The 20,163-nt window shown below is 40.6% G+C and carries 16 protein-coding genes; 3 read left to right on the forward strand and 13 right to left on the reverse strand.

What is annotated here, in order from left to right:
- Nucleotides 1-91: 91 nt before the first annotated feature.
- Nucleotides 92-802 (reverse strand): ABC transporter ATP-binding protein, encoded by a 711-nt coding sequence (locus tag ABXG83_RS06060; RefSeq protein ID WP_353550589.1) that lies wholly within the window; start codon nucleotides 800-802, stop codon nucleotides 92-94.
- A 29-nt stretch (nucleotides 803-831) separates the two neighbouring features.
- Nucleotides 832-1,122 (reverse strand): Asp-tRNA(Asn)/Glu-tRNA(Gln) amidotransferase subunit GatC, encoded by a 291-nt coding sequence (gene gatC / locus ABXG83_RS06065; protein ID WP_353550590.1) that lies wholly within the window; start codon nucleotides 1,120-1,122, stop codon nucleotides 832-834.
- A gap of 627 nt (nucleotides 1,123-1,749) precedes the next feature.
- Here gatC and ABXG83_RS06070 point away from each other — a divergent pair.
- Nucleotides 1,750-4,125: a 3-hydroxyacyl-CoA dehydrogenase/enoyl-CoA hydratase family protein gene (locus ABXG83_RS06070; RefSeq protein WP_353550591.1), complete on the forward strand. Its 2,376-nt coding sequence runs from the start codon at nucleotides 1,750-1,752 to the stop codon at nucleotides 4,123-4,125.
- A 55-nt stretch (nucleotides 4,126-4,180) separates the two neighbouring features.
- On the opposite strand, the gene ABXG83_RS06075 is transcribed toward ABXG83_RS06070, so the two are convergent.
- The gene (locus ABXG83_RS06075) at nucleotides 4,181-4,636 is read right to left on the reverse strand and encodes an ATP-binding protein (protein ID WP_353550592.1); all 456 of its coding nucleotides are present in this window, start codon (nucleotides 4,634-4,636) and stop codon (nucleotides 4,181-4,183) included.
- 207 nt (nucleotides 4,637-4,843) lie between these two features.
- Between ABXG83_RS06075 and ABXG83_RS06080 the strand changes: the two genes are divergently transcribed.
- Nucleotides 4,844-5,740: an ATP-binding cassette domain-containing protein gene (locus ABXG83_RS06080; protein WP_353550593.1), complete on the forward strand. Its 897-nt coding sequence runs from the start codon at nucleotides 4,844-4,846 to the stop codon at nucleotides 5,738-5,740.
- A 22-nt stretch (nucleotides 5,741-5,762) separates the two neighbouring features.
- A complete protein-coding gene (locus tag ABXG83_RS06085; RefSeq protein ID WP_353550594.1) occupies nucleotides 5,763-6,587 on the forward strand; it encodes an ABC transporter permease in 825 nt (274 codons plus the stop codon).
- 73 nt (nucleotides 6,588-6,660) lie between these two features.
- On the opposite strand, the gene ABXG83_RS06090 is transcribed toward ABXG83_RS06085, so the two are convergent.
- The 10 genes from ABXG83_RS06090 to ABXG83_RS06135 form a co-directional block, all read right to left on the reverse strand.
- Nucleotides 6,661-7,584, reverse strand: coding sequence for a TIGR01777 family oxidoreductase (locus ABXG83_RS06090; protein ID WP_353550595.1), 924 nt, complete (start codon nucleotides 7,582-7,584; stop codon nucleotides 6,661-6,663).
- A 193-nt stretch (nucleotides 7,585-7,777) separates the two neighbouring features.
- On the reverse strand, nucleotides 7,778-9,625 hold the full coding sequence (ftsZ, locus tag ABXG83_RS06095) for a cell division protein FtsZ (RefSeq protein WP_353550596.1): 1,848 nt from the start codon (nucleotides 9,623-9,625) through the stop codon (nucleotides 7,778-7,780).
- An 81-nt stretch (nucleotides 9,626-9,706) separates the two neighbouring features.
- Nucleotides 9,707-11,080 carry a cell division protein FtsA gene (ftsA, locus tag ABXG83_RS06100; protein ID WP_353550597.1) on the reverse strand — a complete coding sequence of 458 codons (1,374 nt, stop codon included), beginning with the start codon at nucleotides 11,078-11,080 and terminating at the stop codon, nucleotides 9,707-9,709.
- An 85-nt stretch (nucleotides 11,081-11,165) separates the two neighbouring features.
- A complete protein-coding gene (locus ABXG83_RS06105; RefSeq protein WP_353550598.1) occupies nucleotides 11,166-12,239 on the reverse strand; it encodes an FtsQ-type POTRA domain-containing protein in 1,074 nt (357 codons plus the stop codon).
- 3 nt (nucleotides 12,240-12,242) lie between these two features.
- Entirely contained in the window at nucleotides 12,243-13,601 is a 1,359-nt protein-coding gene (murC, locus tag ABXG83_RS06110) for a UDP-N-acetylmuramate--L-alanine ligase (protein WP_353550599.1), read from the reverse strand.
- Entirely contained in the window at nucleotides 13,594-14,688 is a 1,095-nt protein-coding gene (gene murG / locus ABXG83_RS06115) for an undecaprenyldiphospho-muramoylpentapeptide beta-N-acetylglucosaminyltransferase (protein ID WP_353550600.1), read from the reverse strand. Before murG ends, murC begins: the two co-directional genes overlap by 8 nt.
- Before the next feature lie 3 nt (nucleotides 14,689-14,691).
- The gene (locus ABXG83_RS06120) at nucleotides 14,692-15,972 is read right to left on the reverse strand and encodes an FtsW/RodA/SpoVE family cell cycle protein (RefSeq protein ID WP_353550601.1); all 1,281 of its coding nucleotides are present in this window, start codon (nucleotides 15,970-15,972) and stop codon (nucleotides 14,692-14,694) included.
- Nucleotides 15,973-16,010: 38 nt separating this feature from the next.
- Nucleotides 16,011-17,354, reverse strand: coding sequence for a UDP-N-acetylmuramoyl-L-alanine--D-glutamate ligase (gene murD, locus ABXG83_RS06125; RefSeq protein ID WP_353550602.1), 1,344 nt, complete (start codon nucleotides 17,352-17,354; stop codon nucleotides 16,011-16,013).
- A gap of 5 nt (nucleotides 17,355-17,359) precedes the next feature.
- Complete coding sequence (mraY, locus tag ABXG83_RS06130; protein WP_353550603.1) at nucleotides 17,360-18,670, reverse strand: phospho-N-acetylmuramoyl-pentapeptide-transferase; 1,311 nt, start codon at nucleotides 18,668-18,670, stop codon at nucleotides 17,360-17,362.
- 24 nt (nucleotides 18,671-18,694) lie between these two features.
- Entirely contained in the window at nucleotides 18,695-20,158 is a 1,464-nt protein-coding gene (locus tag ABXG83_RS06135) for a UDP-N-acetylmuramoyl-L-alanyl-D-glutamate--2,6-diaminopimelate ligase (protein WP_353550604.1), read from the reverse strand.
- Between the last annotated feature and the right edge of the window lie 5 nt (nucleotides 20,159-20,163).

The raw sequence follows: 20,163 nt of genomic DNA on the forward strand, positions 1-20,163 counted from the left end.
GTGTTACAAACAAAATTAGATTTGAATGGTTCAGTTACAAAAAGAGAGCCTTGGTAAGCTCTCCACAAAATGTACACCTGCCATTGCTCAATCAAAGGTGAGACATTGCCGTACTCCTCACCTTATCGGTTTCTACCAATCCGTCGCGTAAACGTACGACCCGATGAGCATAAGCGGCGATATCTTCTTCATGTGTCACCAATACAACTGTATTCCCGGACTGATGAATTTTAGCAAACAGTTCCATCACTTCTACAGATGTTTTTGAGTCAAGGTTTCCGGTAGGTTCATCTGCCAGTAAAATAGAAGGATTATTGACCAATGCCCTGGCGATGGCCACCCTTTGAATTTGTCCACCACTCAATTCATTGGATTTATGGTGACTTCTTTCTGCTAAACCTACTTTATTCAAAGCTTCCAATGATCTCTCCATGCGTTCTTTCTTGCTTACACCTGCATAGATAAGGGGCAAAGCCACATTTTCCGCGGCTGATAATCTTGGTAAAAGATTGAACTGCTGAAATACAAAGCCGATCTCTGAATTACGGACTTCCGCCAAATCATCATCCGCCATCTTGCTCACATCTTTATTGTTCAGAATGTATTTACCACCTGTTGGCGAATCCAAACAACCCAAAATATTCATGAGGGTACTTTTACCACTTCCGGATGGACCCATCAGTGCTACATACTCATTTTTACGAATATCCAGTGTGATGCCCTTCAATACAGGAATGGCCTGACTGCCCATGAAATAACTTTTCTGGATATCTTCTAATCGGATGATCGCCTGATTTGACATGTTGACAATTTAAGTAAATCTCTGATAACCTATTTACGAATGACTTTAGGAACCTGAAAAAAAGAAGTATGAGTGCCGGGTGCATTCTGCAATGCTTGCTCTTCGCTGATAGACCCTTCTATTTCATCAGATCGGAGCATATTCACCGCTTGTCCCATATGCATCAAAGGCTCAATGCCATCTGTATTCAGCTGTGATAATGTTTCAACAAAAGCAACCATTTTTTCAAGGTCTTTTCTGATCTCAACTTTCTCTACATCACTAAAATGAAGCCTTGACAAATGGGCCAGATGATCGGTAAGGGCAACAGTAACTTCCATGTAAACAAAAATAACTGAAAGCCATTCAAATCCAAGCCTTTCTTGTTGAGTGGCAATTGGGAAAAAAAGCGTCAGAATTTTGAAACAAAACCTTCATTCTATTGTTTTCAATATTGGATAACGGCCACAACGATACAACTGTACTGTAGTTCCAAAGATTAACATTGGCATAAGACTCTCTGAATCAGTCATTTCCTAATCACTATCCACATACGTGTATAAAAGCACTGTTAAATCAAGATCAATTAATATTTTTTAGTCATAAATTGTAAACAAACAAAATCCCCCCGATTATGTTAGTGTACGTTCTGTTAATCGTTTACCTAGGATGCCTGTATATGGCATACAAAGGTGCCGCTCCTTCAGAAGAGTAACATGTTTCCAACACCATCCTACTGAAGAGCCAATCGAATCCAACTTCATTCATCAGGGTAATGAAGTTGGATTTTTTTTGCCATTACATCCCCTCATTTAAAAAATAAATTCCCTTACCTTCGATACAAATAGTTGCATAACTAACTAATTTTACGATAAAGCTGTTGAGAAGGGATCAACCGGTACAAAGGTTAACCATAACCAACTTGTATTGGGCGAATCCCATCCGGTAAAATCACAAAATGTAATCGCATGAAACGTTCCATTAAAAAAGTTGCAGTTCTAGGTAGTGGTGTTATGGGTTCCCGTATTGCCTGTCACTTCGCAGGTATTGGTGTTCAAGTACTGTTATTAGACATGGTAACCAAAGGAGCAGAAGAGAGTAATAAACCTGCTGAGAGAAATAAACTGGTGAATGATGCATTACAAGCAGCCATTAAAAGTAATCCATCACCGGTGTACAGTAAGTCAGTGATCAAAAGAATCACGACCGGTAATTTTGATGATAATCTGAAAGATATTGCTCACTGCGATTGGATCATTGAAGTAGTGGTGGAACGTTTGGATATCAAACAACAGATCTATACGCGTGTTGAACAATTCAGAAAACCCGGTACACTGGTCACCTCCAATACATCAGGCATACCCATTCACATGATGGCGGAAGGCAGAAGTGAAGATTTCAAAAAACATTTCTGTGGTTCTCACTTTTTTAATCCACCACGTTACCTCCGTTTATTAGAGATCATCCCTACCCCACATACGGATCCGGAGATCGTTGATTTCTTGATGCATTACGGAGATCTTTATCTGGGTAAAACAACCGTTCTCTGTAAAGACACCCCTGCATTCATCGCTAACAGAATTGGTGTTTTCAGCATCATGAGCATCTTTCATATCATGGATAAGCTGGGACTCAGCATTGATGAAATTGATGCACTGACCGGACCGATGATCGGAAGACCTAAGTCTGCAACATTCAGAACAGCAGATGTAGTAGGTATTGATACCTTGGTAAAAGTTGCAAAGGGTGTAGCGGATAATTGTCCGACAGACGAGGCGAAAACCATTTTCCAGATCCCTGCTTGGTTAGATACTTTAGTCAGCAATAATTGGCTGGGAGATAAAACAGGACAAGGTTTCTTTAAAAAGATCAAATCAGCCGAAGGAAAAGAAATTCAAACATTGAACCTGAAGACCATGGAATATGGTCCTCGCAATAAACCTAAATTTCAAAGTCTCGAAGCTGCCAAACCTATCGAAGACCTGAAACAAAGGATCAAAATGTTGTCTGCTGCCGGAGATAAAGCCGGTGAATTCTATCGCGCATTTCATTTCTCTCTATTCTCTTATATATCACATCGTATTCCGGAGATCAGTGATGAGATCTATCGTGTTGATGACGCAATGATGGCAGGTTTCGGCTGGGAGATCGGAGCGTTTGAATCATGGGATACTGTAGGTGTTAAAGAAACAGTGGCTGCGATGAAAGCAGCCGGGCATCAGGTTGCTCCTTGGATCGATGAGATGTTGGCAAGCGGTGCTACTTCATTTTATAAAGTAGAGAATGGTCGCAGAATGTTCTATGATCAGAACAGTAAATCGTATAAAGCGATTCCGGGTGGAGAATCCTTCCTGGTAATGGGACACCATAAAGACAAAATAGTTTGGAAAAACAGTGCTTGTCGTTTGTATGACCTCGGAGATGGCGTGGCTGGTCTTGAATGGAGCACAAAAATGAATAGTATCGGTGGTGAAGTTTTAGAAGGACTGAATAGATCGATCGCTATTGCTGAAGAAAAATTCAAAGGGCTGGTCATTGGTAATGATGGACCGAATTTCAGTGCCGGAGCCAATGTAGGAATGATTTTCATGCTAGCCATCGAACAAGAATATGATGAACTGGATATGGCCATACGCATGTTCCAGAATACCATGATGCGTGTTCGTTACTCTTCTGTTCCTGTAGTAACTGCTCCACATGGATTGACATTGGGTGGTGGTTGTGAAATGAATTTACATGCAGATAAAATCTGTGCAGCTGCTGAAACCTATATCGGACTGGTTGAGCTAGGAGTTGGACTGATTCCAGGAGGTGGAGGCACCAAAGAATTTGTTTTACGCGCCGCCGATGAAATGCATGAAGATGAACCTGAAACAATCACATTAAAAAATAGATTCTTATCCATCGCTACTGCAAAAGTAGCTACCTCTGCACAAGAAGCCATGGAGATGGGTATTCTTAGAAAAGGTGCGGATGAAATTGTGATGAATATCGGAAGACGAATTGCTGAAGCAAAAAAATCAGTCATTGAACTATATGACAGTGGCTATACCACACCCATTCAACGCAATGATGTCAAAGTACTTGGTCGCTCAGCATTGGGTGCCTTATATGCAGGTATCAATGGCATGTGGCGTGGTGGTTATGCAACCGATCATGACGTGGTGGTAGCAAAGAAACTGGCATATGTAATGTGTGGTGGCGATTTAAGTGAACCAACAAATGTTACAGAACAATATTTACTGGATCTGGAGAGAGAAGCTTTCTTGAGTCTGTGTGGTGAAAGAAAAACATTAGAGCGTATCCAGAGTGTATTGAAAAGTGGCCGACCGGTAAGAAATTAAATCCTGATATCATACCGGTATCTCAAAGAAAGCTAGCATAGCATCAACTGCAACGCTAGCTTTCTTTTATTTTCAATCGGAAAAATGTACCGGTCTCTTCGGAGGAACCATACATGATCTCCCCTGCTAATGCATGAATCGCCAACTCACTGGCTTTGTATAAAGAGGTATGATACATATTTGCTGAATCAGTAAAAAAAGCATGAAGCTGTTCTGCTCCAACCGATCTTGAACGGTTTAAAAAATCTACGGTCAGAAAAAGATCCCCGGGAATAATAGATAATTCGATGACCTCTGCTTCATTGCTGAGGTCCAGCATATTCTTCAGTAGGATCTCGAAGACCTCATTCAGGGTAGCAGATTCAGCCACGATCCAATGTGTATTTAATGGGCAGGATAATGAAAGAATGATCTTCTTTTCTTCAACTACAGAACTGTACCTGACAATCATTTCTTCGATCAGGTAACAGATATCGGTCTTCACCAAAACATTTCCTTTTTGCGGATGCATGCAGGTAAGCGTGGTTTATCCCTGTAATTTATTATTATTTCAAATCCGAGAACATTAAAATCCACTTCCAAAGACTTCAAACCGGTCACTGACCGTTGGTACATGTAAAAAACAGATCATCCTAATTCTAGTAAAAAGTCAACATTCTGATTATCTTCGAGATGCTTCAACCCTCGGATTATCATTTTTCATCGTTAACAACCGCTTATGCAACCAATTCTCTCTATTCAGGGGATTTCCAAAAATTATGGCTCGATTCAAGCCCTGAATAATGTATCCTTCGATGTTCCGCAAGGATGTGTTTTCGGAATTCTTGGTCCGAATGGTAGTGGTAAGACCACCCTACTCAGTATTATTCTGGATATTCTTCAGGCCAGATCCGGCACCTACACTTGGTTTGGGAAACCGGGTTCAGCAGAAACCAGAAGACAGATCGGTTCTCTTTTAGAAACACCGAATTTCTATCACTATCTCTCTGCAGTCGATAACTTAAATATCACACATGCCATTAGTGGGCGGGGTGATGCTGCGGATATCGATCGCGTTCTAGAAATCGTGAAACTTTCTGCCAGAAAGAAAAGCAAATTCAAAACGTATAGCCTGGGTATGAAGCAACGCCTGGCCATCGGTGCGGCCTTATTGGGCAATCCGGATGTTTTGGTTTTTGATGAGCCTACAAATGGATTAGACCCTGTAGGTATTGCTGAGATACGTGAATTGATCAAACAATTGGCGCGTGATGGTAAAACGATTATCATGGCCAGTCACTTATTGGATGAAGTAGAAAAAGTATGTACCCATGTGGCCATATTAAAGAAAGGAAATCTATTGACAGCAGGGCCTGTAGATGAAGTATTGACAAATGAAGATATTGTGGAAGTATCAGCACAGGATACCACAAGGTTAAAAGAGGTGCTGGCAAATATTAAAGGTCATACACACTTGAAAGAAGAAGGAAAATCGATTCAGTTATTTTTCCCGATTGGTACAGCCAATATGGAAGAGATCAATCGCTATTGCTTCGATCAGGGTATTACTTTAAACCAGTTGCTCTTGAAGAAGAAGAGTCTTGAAACAAAATTCTTCGAACTCACCAACGACTAATTCATCCTTAAAACAAGAAATCATGTTATCCCTTATAAAAATAGAATGGTTAAAGATCAAAAAGTATCCTGCCTTTTGGTGGATGCTGGTGATCGTTGCATTGACCTATCCAAGTATCAACTTAATGTTCCTGAATGTATACGAAGAGATCTCAAAAGGAAAAGAAATGGGCGCCATTGCCAAGATGCTCTTAGGCAATCCATATGCATTTCCGGAGACCTGGCATTCCGTTGCCTTCTTCTCTTCATTCTTCATTGTATTACCTGCGATTCTGGTGATCATGTTGATCACAAATGAGTACAACTACAGAACTCACAGACAAAATATCATCGATGGCTGGAGCAGACAGGATTTCATCACCAGTAAATTATGCGATGTACTGATCATCAGTACGATCATTACCATTGTTTACAGTATAGTTGCAGCAGGGTATGGATTTTATACCGATAGTAAATCATTTTACAGATGGGCTGAACAGTTGGAATACATTCCTTTGTTCTTCTTACAAACCTTTGCACAATTGACACTGGCTTTTTTATTGGGCTATCTCATCAAAAAAGCCTTCATCGCATTGGGTATTTATTTCTTTCAGTATTTGATCATAGAAAATATTGGCGTATCCTGGTTCAAGTATAAAGTAGGGAATGATCTGGGACGTTTTCTTCCCTTTGAAATTTCAGACAGAATCGTTCCCCCACCTGCATTTATCGGAAATTTCGGAAAAGATGCAAAAGCAGGTTACGAAAAAGCAGTAGCTGCCGTACCTGAGCATGTAATCCTAACGATTATTTTAACCGCAGCGATCTGGATCATTTGTTATAGAGTACATAAGAAAAGAGACTTATAAAAGTTTGATTGGATGATCTGTGATTTTTTGATTTGAGTAGGATTATTCAATCAAGAAATCACAGATCAAAAAATCAAAGATCCCTCAACGCCAATTGAATAGTTGGGTATTCAAACCTAAATCCTTGTTGTTCTATTTTACGGCTGCTCACTGTTGCACTCTTCAAGACTTCGATACTCATCTCTCCTAATATTATTTTTAAAAGAAAAGCTGGTACATAAAACGGAATATACCATAAGCCATTCTTTTGTTTGGCCAGTGTAAGCGTCAATTCTTTATTAGAGACAGGATTGGGGGCTACTGCATTAAAGGTTCCCTGCATGGATTCATTTTCGATCGCATATAAAAACATCCGACAAAGATCTGCGACATGAACCCAGCTGATCATTTGTTTACCACTACCCAAAATAGCCGCCATCCCACCTTTTAAAGGTTTTTTGAATTCTGCTAAGGCACCACCTTTGGCACTTAGTACAATCCCTATACGCAGTTTCACCAAACGCTTACCCAGATCTGTAACCGGACCAATACTTTCTTCCCAAGCTTTACATGTGCTTCCCAAATAATCAGGATAAGCAGGCATCTCTTCAGTAAAGGAAGTACGCAGTTTATTGTCTTCATCAGGTCCATACCAACCAATGGCAGAAGCGCTGATAACAGATTGTACTTTATTGGGAATTTCCCGTAGTGCCTTTACAATGAGTGCACTACTCTGGGTTCTGCTATCTAATATTTCCTGTTTGCGTTGAGCAGTCCAACGTTGATCAGCAACGCCGGCACCAGCCAGATGAATAATATGATCTGCTTGACGAATCACTGTTTCATCAATGGTTTGTTCCTTCAAATTCCATGAAGCGATACGAATGGATTTCCCATTGACCTGTTTCTCGCCGGCTGAACGACTTAACCAAATAACATCATATCCTTTTGACAATAGTAAACTTGTTAGCTCTTGTCCAACCATCCCTGTTCCACCTGTGATGAGTATTGTTGCCATAAATATTTGAATAAAAGCTTCTTTTCTTAAGATCTGTTTCCGCACAGATCAGTTGCCTGGTATTGAAGCAGATCCATCTGTAGCCACTAATACAAATATCCGGTTAATATTGTTGAAAAAAGAACCCCGACGCTTCCGTCGGGGTCAACAACTAAAATCACCAGGCTAAAACATCTATGATAAGCAATCGATCTTAATCGGGTTTCTTTCCATCAAGGAAAGTATTGATGGTAGAGATCTGTGTTTGATTGTTCTCATCTTTTCCTACGGTATACTTACTGTAGAAATCTTCCACAGAAGTAAGTGTGTTTCCAAAAAGCTCCATGTTTCTTCTTACATAAGCAGGAACATTATCAAACTCATTTGCATCACCGGGATTTGTATTGAAAGAAAGATTTCTCAATCGCTGAATACGTTCAGCCGCTCTTCTTTTCTGTTCTTCGGCATCATCCAGTACTGAATCATCGATGAAAGAAGAAGGAGATACTACAGCTTTAGGCGCAGGTGTTTCTTCTTTTTCGATCAGTTGCATGGAAGGCTCTTCCTCCTGTACAGGTGTTTCTTTGATCTCTACGATCGCAGGCTTCACTTCCTGAACAGGTTGTGGTGCAGTTACCTCCGGTTCAGCATATATATTCATTGGCTTACTGAACATGGTATTACTTACCGGTTGTTGTGGCTGCTCATTTACTTTGAACTGCAATAATTCATCTTGCAGGATAGATTTATTGACATGTACTTCTTCAGCAGGTGGCTCAGGAACAACCACTTCTGTGGTGATCTCAGGGCTTAACTCAAACTGTAAAGTAAAATTTTCCGTTGGTTCTTCGATCGCAGGCGCTGCTTCTTCAACAATTGTTGGAGCTGAAAAAAGATTCAGCACCGGTGTAGTTTCTGCTACTTCCTCCATTCTTGGAGCAAAGGGATCATTATCTTCCAAGGGAAGTGTTTGCTGCACAGGTTGAGGCGCTTCTGCTTTTACTTCTTGCTTTGGAGCTTCCAGATCCAGTGTCATGACGATCTTTTCTTGCTTGGGCTCTGCTTTTTTAGGTTCAGCAGGCTTAGCAAATGGATCTTTATGTTCGAATCCTGTTGCGATCAATGTAATACCGATCTTTTTATCCAGTGTATTATCATAACCCATACCCACGATCACATCAGTATCTTCACCTGCTTGCATACGCAGATAGTTATTGATGGTCTCCAGTTCATCCATCGTACACTCATGATCACCTTCAGCACTATTGATATTGATCAATATCCACTTAGCACCTCTGATATCATTATCATTCAATAAAGGAGAAGACAAAGCTTCTTCAATAGCCATTTGCGCGCGATTCTCCCCTTCTACCTCTGCTTTACCTAAGATGGCTACACCACCATTCTTCATAACGGTACAAACATCCGCAAAGTCAACGATGATATGTCCACGGCTGTTGATCACATCCGTGATACATTTTGCTGCAGTTGCCAATACATTATCTGCTTTTGCAAAAGCTTCTTTCATTTTCAGGTTACCATACTGGATGCGCAGTTTATCATTACTGATCACCAGCAAAGTATCAACATAAGGTTTCAGTTGACGAATACCTTCATCCGCTTGTATTTGTCTGCGTGGTCCTTCAAAACCAAATGGAGTAGTAACGATACCAACAGTAAGAATTCCCAGTTCTTTACAGATCTGAGCGATGATGGGCGCACCACCGGTTCCGGTTCCACCACCCATACCCACTGTGATGAATGCCATTTTGGTATTCACTTCAAGGATACGTCTGATCTCATCCAGAGACTCTTCTGTTGCTTTCTTTCCAACTTCAGGGTTGGCACCTGCACCCAATCCCTGTGTGAGATGTGGGCCTAATTGTATCTTATTGGGGATCTTACTTTGTTCGATTGCCTTGGCATCCGTATTACAAATAATAAAATCAACACCTTCGATATTCTGATCAAACATGAAGTTAACGGCGTTGCTCCCGCCACCTCCTACACCAAGTACCTTGATGATCGAGGATTTCTGTTTGGGAAGATCAAAGTGAATCATAGAGAACGTTTTTGTTGGGTTAGTAGATTATTCTGTGTTTTCAATGGGACGAATAAATAGGAAACGTTGATTATCCGTGTTTTATTTTATCATTTGATCTTCCTCTTCTTTAAAGAGATCGATCAAATTGTTCTTGAACTTATCCCAGAACTTTGTTTTTCTGGTATTGCCATCAATAGGTTGTGGAGTTACAGGCATTTCCGGTGCAGTTACCTCAGCCACTTCCACTTTCAAATTCTTTGGTACTTCTACCTTCTTGAATTGTTCATTGAACTCTTTGTATTTATGATCATAATCACTGTACCCTTTCAGAATTAATCCCAAACAGGTTGCATACATCGGTTTCTTCAACTCATCGATATGATTTGGTGCAAGGTGTTCATTAGGTAATCCAATTCTTGCATTCAATCCGGTTGTGTATTCCGTTAACTGAATCAAGTGCTTCAGCTGAGACCCACCACCGGTGAGGATGATACCGCCATTCAAAGCACGACTGTCAAGTCCGACGGTCTTGATATGATAGGTAACAAAATCCAGTATCTCACTCATTCTCGCCTGAATGATCGCGGCCAGGTTCTTAACACTGATCTCCTTCGCAGGCATTCCTTTCAATCCGGGTATGGTAATGAAAGCATTTGCTTTTGCCTCATCAGCCAAGGCACTTCCGAATTGTACTTTCATCGCTTCTGCCTGGCTCTTCAATACGCCAAGACCCATACGGATATCATTTGTGATATTCTCACCACCAAATGGGATCACTGCGGTATGTTTTAAAATACCTTCATAAAAAACAGCAAGGTCACTTGTACCACCACCAATATCAAGGATGGCTACGCCTGCTTCCATATCAATATCACTCATTACTGCACTGGCAGAAGCCAATGGTTGCAGCACCAGATCTTTGGTACTCAAACCACTTCTGTCTACAGCACGATGAATATTTCTGATCGCATTGCGGTCACCGGTGATGATGTGGAAATTAGCGCCCACTTTCACTCCGTTGTAACCTACCGGGTCTTTGATATTTTGAATATTATCTACATGAAAATCCTGAGGTATCACATCAATGATCTGATCACCTGCCGGAATGAATGTCTTGCGTTGATTATTCAACAACTGATCGATCTCCCAGCGTTGAATTTCAGTCTCATGCTCCTGACGTACCATATCGCCACGGGTCTGTAAGCTTTTGATATGGTGACCAGCAATCCCTACATAAACCTCATTGATCTCGAGATCAGGATTACTTTCATAACAATTTTGCAAAGCTTGTTGAATAGCTTTGATGGTTTGATCGATGTTCAACACTTGTCCGTGTTGTACACCGCTGCTGTTGGCACGGCCAAAACCTAAAATTTCTAGTTTGCCATACTCATTCTTACGACCCGCAATGGCCGCAATTTTAGTAGTTCCGATGTCCAGACCAACAATGATAGGTGATTCATTGTGATTCATAAGGTATGTGTTTTAGTTGTTTCCAATTTTTTGTGAATCGTGAATGGTCAATTGTGAATATTGACAATTCACCATTCACTATTGACTACTCATTCTTCTTCATCACCGCCTTCGGCTTCACTGCTTCCTTCTTCTGATCAGTTGGTTTAGCAGTTGCCTTCTTCGATAACGGATTCGTATTTATTTTATTGTTATTGTTAGTAATAGTTTTAACAGGTGCTTTTTCTTGCACAGGTTTTTCCACAACAGGAACAATTACCGGCTTTGTAATACTGTCTCTGGATGGTGAAACCCCTACTAAAGCTGACGTTACAGAAAGCGGATCTACAGGTGCTGTCATTTGTCGGATCAGTTGTAATGCGGCAGCTGAATCCTCTCTCATGGCAGCAGTTCCGCGCTTCACAGCAACCACTTGTTTATCAAACTGCACATCGAGTCGCTCATAATAGTGGATACCTTTTTGTAACCAGGCTTGCCTATAAAAAGTATAAAGACGATTGAACTTCGCATCCAGCTCTTCTGCATTTCCAATGGCTACTACATGATCTCCTACAACTGGTACCAGCTCAAATTGTCTACCCGGCTCGATATCGATCTGTGCTACCTGTGCCATCCAAAAGGAATCTGCCAAAACATATTGTCCGATCTTAACGATATCATGCAGTAATACACTATCCGGCTTTGACAGTTTGATATTATCAGAAGGATATCCGGTGAACATAGGCACTCTGGCAGATAATTTATCGCTCAATGGTAATCGCATACCGGAACTGTCGAGATAAAAAGAACCTCCCTGAATGGTAAATACACGGGCAACGGGTTGTCTTTCCTCTATTTGCACCTGCAACACCTGTTGATTATCGATATACATTTCCGCATTACGCACCCAAGGATTGGTTTCCAGTGATGTTTCCATGACACGCAAATTCAAAGATGCAACAGCTGTTCCTTTAACCTTTCCTTTCAGCTGGATCAGTTCGAGTATATCTTTTTCATCAATGAACATATGTTCTTCAATACCGCTGATCTCAATTCGTATATCGGCGCACTTCTTTTTGTTCTTGTGTTGCATGGCTGCGCCCATCAGTACGATCGTACCAATGCCTGCCAGTATCCATGCGGCTTGTATCAGCCTTTTTTTCCACTCGAACTTATTCATATACTATTGCCCCAATATTACTTTTACCGGTTGTACCAAAGCATCAATATCACCCGCTCCTGCCATTACCACCAACGCTGGTTTATTTTCCTTCATCCACTTCAACATCGCCTCCTTTTCCAATATCATCGCATGCTTTGCTTTCATTCTTTGCAATAACATGTCGCTGGTAACACCCGGCATAGGCAATTCGCGTGCCGGATAGATCGGCAACAAAATGATCTGATCAGCCAAATCCAAACTCTCTGCAAATCCATCTGCCAGATCATGGGTTCTGCTAAATAAATGGGGTTGAAAAACAAGGGTGAGTGTCTGGTCTTTAAAAATACTTCTCACACCACTGATCAACGCTCTTAATTCTTCAGGGTGATGGGCATAATCATCGATCACTACATGCTGTGCATTTTTTAAAGCATATTCAAATCTTCTGCGTACCCCTTTAAAGTCTGCTACTGCTGCACGAATCTTATCATCATCGATCCCCAAATGCTTTGCCACCGTAATTGCAGCAACTGCATTTTCAATGTTATGGAGCCCACCCATATGCAGGGTAATATCCTTGATCATCCATCCCGGTCCTTTTACGTCAAACGTGTAGCTTCCATTCTCCACTTTGAGATCAGTGGTTGTTACATCAGCATTTGATTGATGATATGCATATCGATAATTATGATCAGCATTCAATTCCGACTCTCTGCTTAATCCTTTTTTTGTCACGAGACAACCACCCGGTTTTACTTTTCCTGCAAACTGTACAAATGCATTCTCCACCTCTTCCGGTGTTCCATAGATATCTAAATGATCCGGATCAATAGCTGTAACCACTGCGATGTCAGGTAACAGCTTTAGAAAACTGCGATCATATTCATCCGCTTCTACTACCACAACATTGCGGTCGCTACTCCAGAAATTAGTATTGTAATTGGCTGCAATACCTCCCAGGAAAGCATTACAACCATAACCCGAATGACGTAACAGATGAGCGATCATGGATGTAACGGTTGTTTTACCATGCGTACCCCCTACACAGATATTGAAAGATCCTTCTGTGATCCATTGTAATACATCACTTCTTTTCACCACCGTGTATTCATGTTCACGATAATAGACCAACTCTGCATGATTCGACGGAATAGCCGGTGTATATACCACAGCATCTACATCTTTTGGAATAAGATCAACTCTTTCTTCATAATGAATCAAAATACCTTGCTGCTCTAACTCTTTTGTTAACGGTGTAACTGTTTTATCGTAACCACTCACCAACGCTCCTCTTGATTTGAAGTAACGCGCCAATGCACTCATACCGATACCACCGATACCGATAAAGTAAATCTTCTGTATGTCGTTTAGTTTATGCACGGATATAACTTAAAACTTTATGTGCTATCACAGTATCTGCATCTGTAATAGCCAATGAAGCGATATTTTTACTGAATGCTTGTTGTTGCTCCTCATCCTTGGCAAGCGAAACCATCGTTGAAAATAACTTGGCAGATGCTTCTGCATCTTTTACGATCAAAGCAGCTTTATGTTGAACAAGATGCATTGCGTTGGCTGTCTGATGATCTTCTGCTGCCAATGGATACGGAACAAAGATGACCGGTTTTTTAGCCACACATAATTCTGCAACAGACATCGCTCCTGCTCTTGATATGACAATATCTGCTGCGGCATATGCCTTATCCATCTCAGTGATGAAACTATTGACATACACATTTGAGAATGGCTTTGCACGTTGCAGATATCCTTCGGCATTATTTTTTCCGGTTTGCCAGATCAACTGCAAACCCAATGAAGAAAATTCATGAATATGTGCAGCCACTACTTCATTAATACTTCTTGCACCCAAGCTACCACCTATAACCAGCACTGTTTTTTTATCGTCACTTAAGCCAAAAGACTTGATTGCTTCTTGTTTTGAAACACGCATAGAAGTGATAGCAGATCTTACAGGATTACCCGTAATAAGGGTTCTTTCTGCCGGAAAGAATTTCTCCATTCCTGAAGTAGCCACAAAAATTTCAACTGCTCGTTTGCCTAATAAGATATTACTCTTACCTGCAAAAGAATTCGCCTCATGGATAAAAGTGGGAATATTCTTTTGTTGTGCATAGCGTAAAACAGGATAAGTCGAATAGCCACCAACACCTATCACCGCATCCGGATTGAATGATCCTATCAATTGACGCACCTGCCAAAAGCTTTTGATGAGTTTGAGTGGGAGTGAAATATTCTTGAACAGATTGGTTCTGTTAAATCCTGCAATATCTAATCCTTCAATCTTATATCCTGCCTGAGGCACTTTCTCCATTTCCATCTTCCCCTTTGCTCCAATGAATAGTATCTCTGTATCAGGTGCGATATTCTTGATGGCATTCGCAATTGCTATGGCCGGGAATATATGTCCGCCAGTTCCTCCTCCTGCTATGATGATTTTTTTTGCCATTGCTTATGCAGTAATCGTTGTTGTTTGTAATGGAGCGGGCTCAGGTTTACCCTCGATCTGCTCCACATTTCTTGCTACACTTAGTATGATGCCTATTGAACAACAGGTAAATAAAAATGAACTTCCCCCCATACTCACCAATGGTAATGTTACTCCTGTTACAGGTACGAGATTCACATTCACGGCCATATTAGCAACAGCCTGTATCACCAATGTGAAACTCAACCCCAACGCCAGGAAAGCGCCAAATGCATATGGGCATCTTCTGAATATTCGGATACATCTGAATAGAAATACCAGATATATAAATATCATGAATGCTCCGCCCAATAATCCATACTCCTCAATGATGATGGAATAAATAAAATCATTGTATGCTTGTGGCAGAAAATTTCGTTGCTGACTATTACCCGGACCTAACCCCATTAAAACCCCACCATTGGCAATAGCGATCTTAGCCTGTTGCACTTGATAAGGCACTTCAGCCTGTTCTGCATAAATAAAATCCTGCACTCGTTTTACCCAGGTACCGAATCGTCCAATCGATTTTGCTTTTTCTGCTACAACAGGTCCATCGGCTTTTGCTTTACTCTGATGTGTCATTACAGCAACAGATACGATGAATAAAACAGGTATCATTGCTATACCGATCGTAAGCAGAATATGTTTCAGACTTACACGCCCGATAAACATCAATAACAAAGAAGTAGCGCCGGTAAGTAAGGCATTGGAAAGATTCGCAGGCATGATCAATGCGCAAATGATCAATACAGGTGCCACTACCGGAAGAAATCCTTTTTTAAAATCTTTGATCATCTCCTGCTTCTTACTCAGGAGTCTGGAGATATACATGAACAATGCCAGCTTTGCCAGATCACTGGTTTGCACTGTCAGTTGTATGATCGGCAACTTGATCCATCTGCTTCCTTCATTGATCCTTGCGCCAAAGAAGAGGGTATAGATCAGTAATGGTATTGAGATCAAAAAAAGTATGGTAGCTATCCGTGAGAATAATGAATAGTTGATCCGATGGAGAAAGTAGATCAGTAATAAGCCTACAACCGTAAATGAAACCTGTTTAAAAAGATAAACATTGGTATTGCCCTTATACATCTTATAGGCCAATGAACCTGTAGCACTATATACTACGAGGATGGATATAAGTGATAATAGCAAAACAATCCCCCAGATGTATTTATCACCCCTTGCTCTATCCACAAGTTGGCTCCTTACACCTTCTACACTAGGTATCTGAGAAAATAGTTTATCGGTTACTTCTGACATAATTGATTTCTGATTCCTTCCGGATCAACAAAAAGATTTCATAATTCTTTTACCGCTTCTTTAAACTGAGTACCGCGATCTTCATAGTTTTTGAACAGATCAAAGCTTGCACAAGCAGGGCTCAATAACACGACATCCCCTTTAGCAGCCAGTTTAAAAGAAGTATTCACAGCTTTCTTAGCGCTATCAGTTTCCACGATCACAGGAACGATGTCTTTAAATGCCTCTATGATCTTACTGTTATCAAGTCCCATACAAACAATCGCTTTGACCTTCTCCTTAACAAGATCTTCGATCAGTGTATAATCATTACCCTTGTCTGTACCACCCAGTACCAATACTGTTGGTTTTGTCATGCTCTCTAATGCATACCATGTGCTGTTCACATTGGTAGCTTTGCTGTCATTGATGAACTCAACACCTCTTACCATCGCAACGAATTCCATACGATGTTCGAGACTATGGAAATTCTTCACGGCTTCTCTGATCTTTTCTTTTCTGATTCCCAAAGTCGTCGCGGCAATACCTGCAGCCATAGTGTTGTAGTTGTTGTGTTTACCCTTAAGGGCAAAATCATAAATACTCATGCTTACTCTTTCTTCTTGGATTCTCAGCATCATCTGGTCTCCTTTGATGTAGCCGCCTTTTTTTACTTCGTGTTTCATAGAGAATGGTAATGGGTTAGTATGGATGGTTAGTAATCTCAATTTGTTCATGATCACTTCATCATCTTCACAATAGATGAAATAATCATTTTGGGTCTGGTTTTGAATGATCTTGAATTTGCTATTGATATAGTTCTCGAACTTATATTCATAGCGATCGAGATGATCTTCCGTGATATTCAACAACACACTGACATCCGCACGGAAATCTTTAATATCATCCAGCTGAAAAGAACTGATCTCTGCGACATACAGCGGTTTAGGATCTTCAGCTACTTGTTTCGCAAATGAGTAGCCGATATTTCCTACCAGCGCACAATCCAATCCTGCTGTTTTGCAGATGTGATAAATGAGTGAAGTGGTCGTACTCTTACCATTGCTGCCCGTGATCGCTACGATCTTACTATCGCCTTTAAAACGATAAGCCAATTCCACTTCACTGATCACAGGAATACCTTTTGCACGAATGGCTTTCACCACTTCATTTTTTTCAGGTATACCCGGACTCTTCATCACTTCATCCGCATTTAGTATCAGCTCTAAACTGTGTTTGGCTGATTCAAAATCAATCTGATTGTCAATGAGCTCTTTTTCATACACAGGCTTGATCGTTCCACCATCACTTAGAAAAACATCATAGCCTTTTTGTTTTCCTAACAGTGCAGCTCCTACTCCACTTTCTCCTCCGCCTAATATGACCAGTCTGTGCTTCTTCATACCTATTATCTCATTTTCAGGGTTAGGATCGACATCACAACACACAATACCGTAACGATCCAAAACCTGATCGCAATTTTATTTTCATGAAATCCTTTCTTCTGATAGTGATGGTGTAATGGACTCATCAAAAACACTCTTCTACCTTCACCAAATTTTTTCTTGGTGTATTTGAAATAGCTTACCTGAATCATTACACTCAATAATTCGATAAGAAAAACACCACAGAAAATTGGGATCAACAATTCTTTCCGAACAATAATGGCAAGAGATGCGATAATACCTCCTAATGCCAGACTTCCGGTATCACCCATGAAAACCTGTGCCGGGTATACATTGTACCATAAGAATCCTATACACGCACCTACAAAGGCTCCAACGAATATGGACAGTTCTCCAAGATTCGGTATATACATTACATTCAGGTAATCTGCCAACACATAGTTACCACTCACATAAATGAACACCCCTAAAGCCACACCAATGATCGCACTAACACCTGCTGCTAATCCATCCAAACCATCTGTGATGTTTGCACCATTGGATACAGCGGTAATGATGAATGTTACGATCAGGATATAGATGATCCAGGTATATTTCTCTGCACCTTCTCCCATCCAACTGATCAGTTTGCTATAGTTGAACTCATGATTTTTTACAAAAGGAATGGTAGTGATCGGTGTCTTTACCTTTACATAGTGGCGTTCAACACCATTGATGGTTCTTGTTACTACATTGGTATCTTTTGCAAAACGCTCTCCTTGCTGCAGTGTAGCATAAGGTGTTGAAACGATCTCTCTCTCAACAGTTACTGCATTACTGAAATACAAAGTAGTACCAATGATGATTCCCAATCCTACCTGACCAATGATCTTAGATATACCTGCCAGACCATCGCTATCTTTTTTCTTGTAAGACTCTCCTTTTTGTTGCGCAGCTTTTCTTGCGCGGATCTTGAAATAATCATCTAAGAATCCGATAATGCCTAACCAAACCGTACACAAAATCATTAAGCGGATATATACTTTATCAAGATTGGCAAACAGTAATGTTGGTATGAGGATACTGAGAAGTATGATGATACCCCCCATGGTTGGTGTTCCTTTCTTAAGATGCTCACCCTGTAATCCTAGATCACGCACCGTTTCTCCGATCTGTTTTTTCTGCAGAAATAATATCAATCGCTTACCATACACAGTTGCAATGACCAAAGACAATAAAACTGCCATCGCAATTCTGAAAGTCAAGAATTGAAACATACCGGCACCGGGCATGTTGAACTCTTGTTTTAGCCATGTGAATAATTGATATAACATGTGTTTGGTTTGTTGTGATTTTGATTATTTACCCAATGCTTTAAACATTTCCTGCAAAACTTCTTTATCATCAAAAGCATGTTTCACGCCTTTGATATCCTGATACTTCTCATGTCCTTTGCCCGCTACTAAAATGATATCATCTGCTCCTGCAAAACTTACCGCTGTTCTGATTGCTTCTTTTCTATCAACGATCGAGATATACTTTCTCTTTGCTGAGCTACTCAATCCTGCTTCCATATCTTTTAAAATCATTTCAGGATCTTCTGTTCTTGGATTATCACTGGTAAGGATGACACGATCACTCAGATCACAAGCTGTCTGTGCCATGATCGGTCTTTTGGTCTTATCTCTGTCGCCACCACAGCCCACAACTGTGATCACCTGCTCATGTCCTTTTCTCAGTTTCTTGATGGTCATCAATACATTCTCTAAAGCATCCGGAGTATGCGCATAATCAACAATACCGATGACCAGACCGCTGCTGATGACATAATCGAATCTACCTTCAGCACCACTGAGCATACTGAGTTGTGTCAATACTTCATCACTCTCCTCTCCCAAACAAACAGCAGCTCCATAAACAGCCAATAGATTGTATGCATTGAATTCACCGATCAAACGAAAGTGTACTTCTTTATCATTGACCGTCATCACCAATCCTGTAAGTGCATTTTCCAGGATCTTTCCTTTGAAAGATGCCAGGGTCTTAAGACTATAGAAATATTTGTTTGCCTGTGTATTCTGCAGCATCACTTCTCCTCTTTTATCATCTGCATTGGAAATAGCAAACGCCGTTGCAGGCAAATGATCGAAGAATGATTTTTTAACTCGTATATATTCTTCAAAAGTTTTGTGATAATCTAAATGATCATGAGTGATATTGCTGAATAAGGCCCCGGCAAATGTGAGTCCGGTAATACGATGCTGATGAATTGCATGGCTACTGCATTCCATAAAAACATGACTGCAACCGGAATCAACCATCAATCTGAGCAATGCATTTAAATTCACTGCATCAGGAGTAGTATGTGTAGCAGGAATGATATCGTTGCCGATCTGATTTTGTACCGTACTGATCAATCCGCATTTATACCCAAGTCTGCTAAACAATTTGAAGAGTACAGTAGCAATCGTTGTTTTACCATTTGTGCCTGTTACCCCTACTAATTTCACTTTTGTAGAAGGCTCATCATAAAACTGATGCGACATAAATGCAACAGCCTCCTGTGTATCATTCACTTCCAGATAAGTCACCCCTTCTTTCAAACTTGAAGGCATGGTATCACATACGATCACAGTTGCACCTAATTCAATTGCCTTATCAATAAATTGATGTCCGTCTGACACTGTTCCTCTGATGGCAACAAACACATTTCCCTTTTCCAGTTTTCTGGAATCTATCTGTATACCGCTTACGGTTATATCAGTAGAACCATGCACCTGCTTCAGATGAACCTTGTATAATATGTCTTGTAGTTTTGTCATTACGA

This window comes from Sediminibacterium sp. KACHI17 (genome assembly GCF_040362915.1).
Taxonomy (GTDB): domain Bacteria; phylum Bacteroidota; class Bacteroidia; order Chitinophagales; family Chitinophagaceae; genus Sediminibacterium.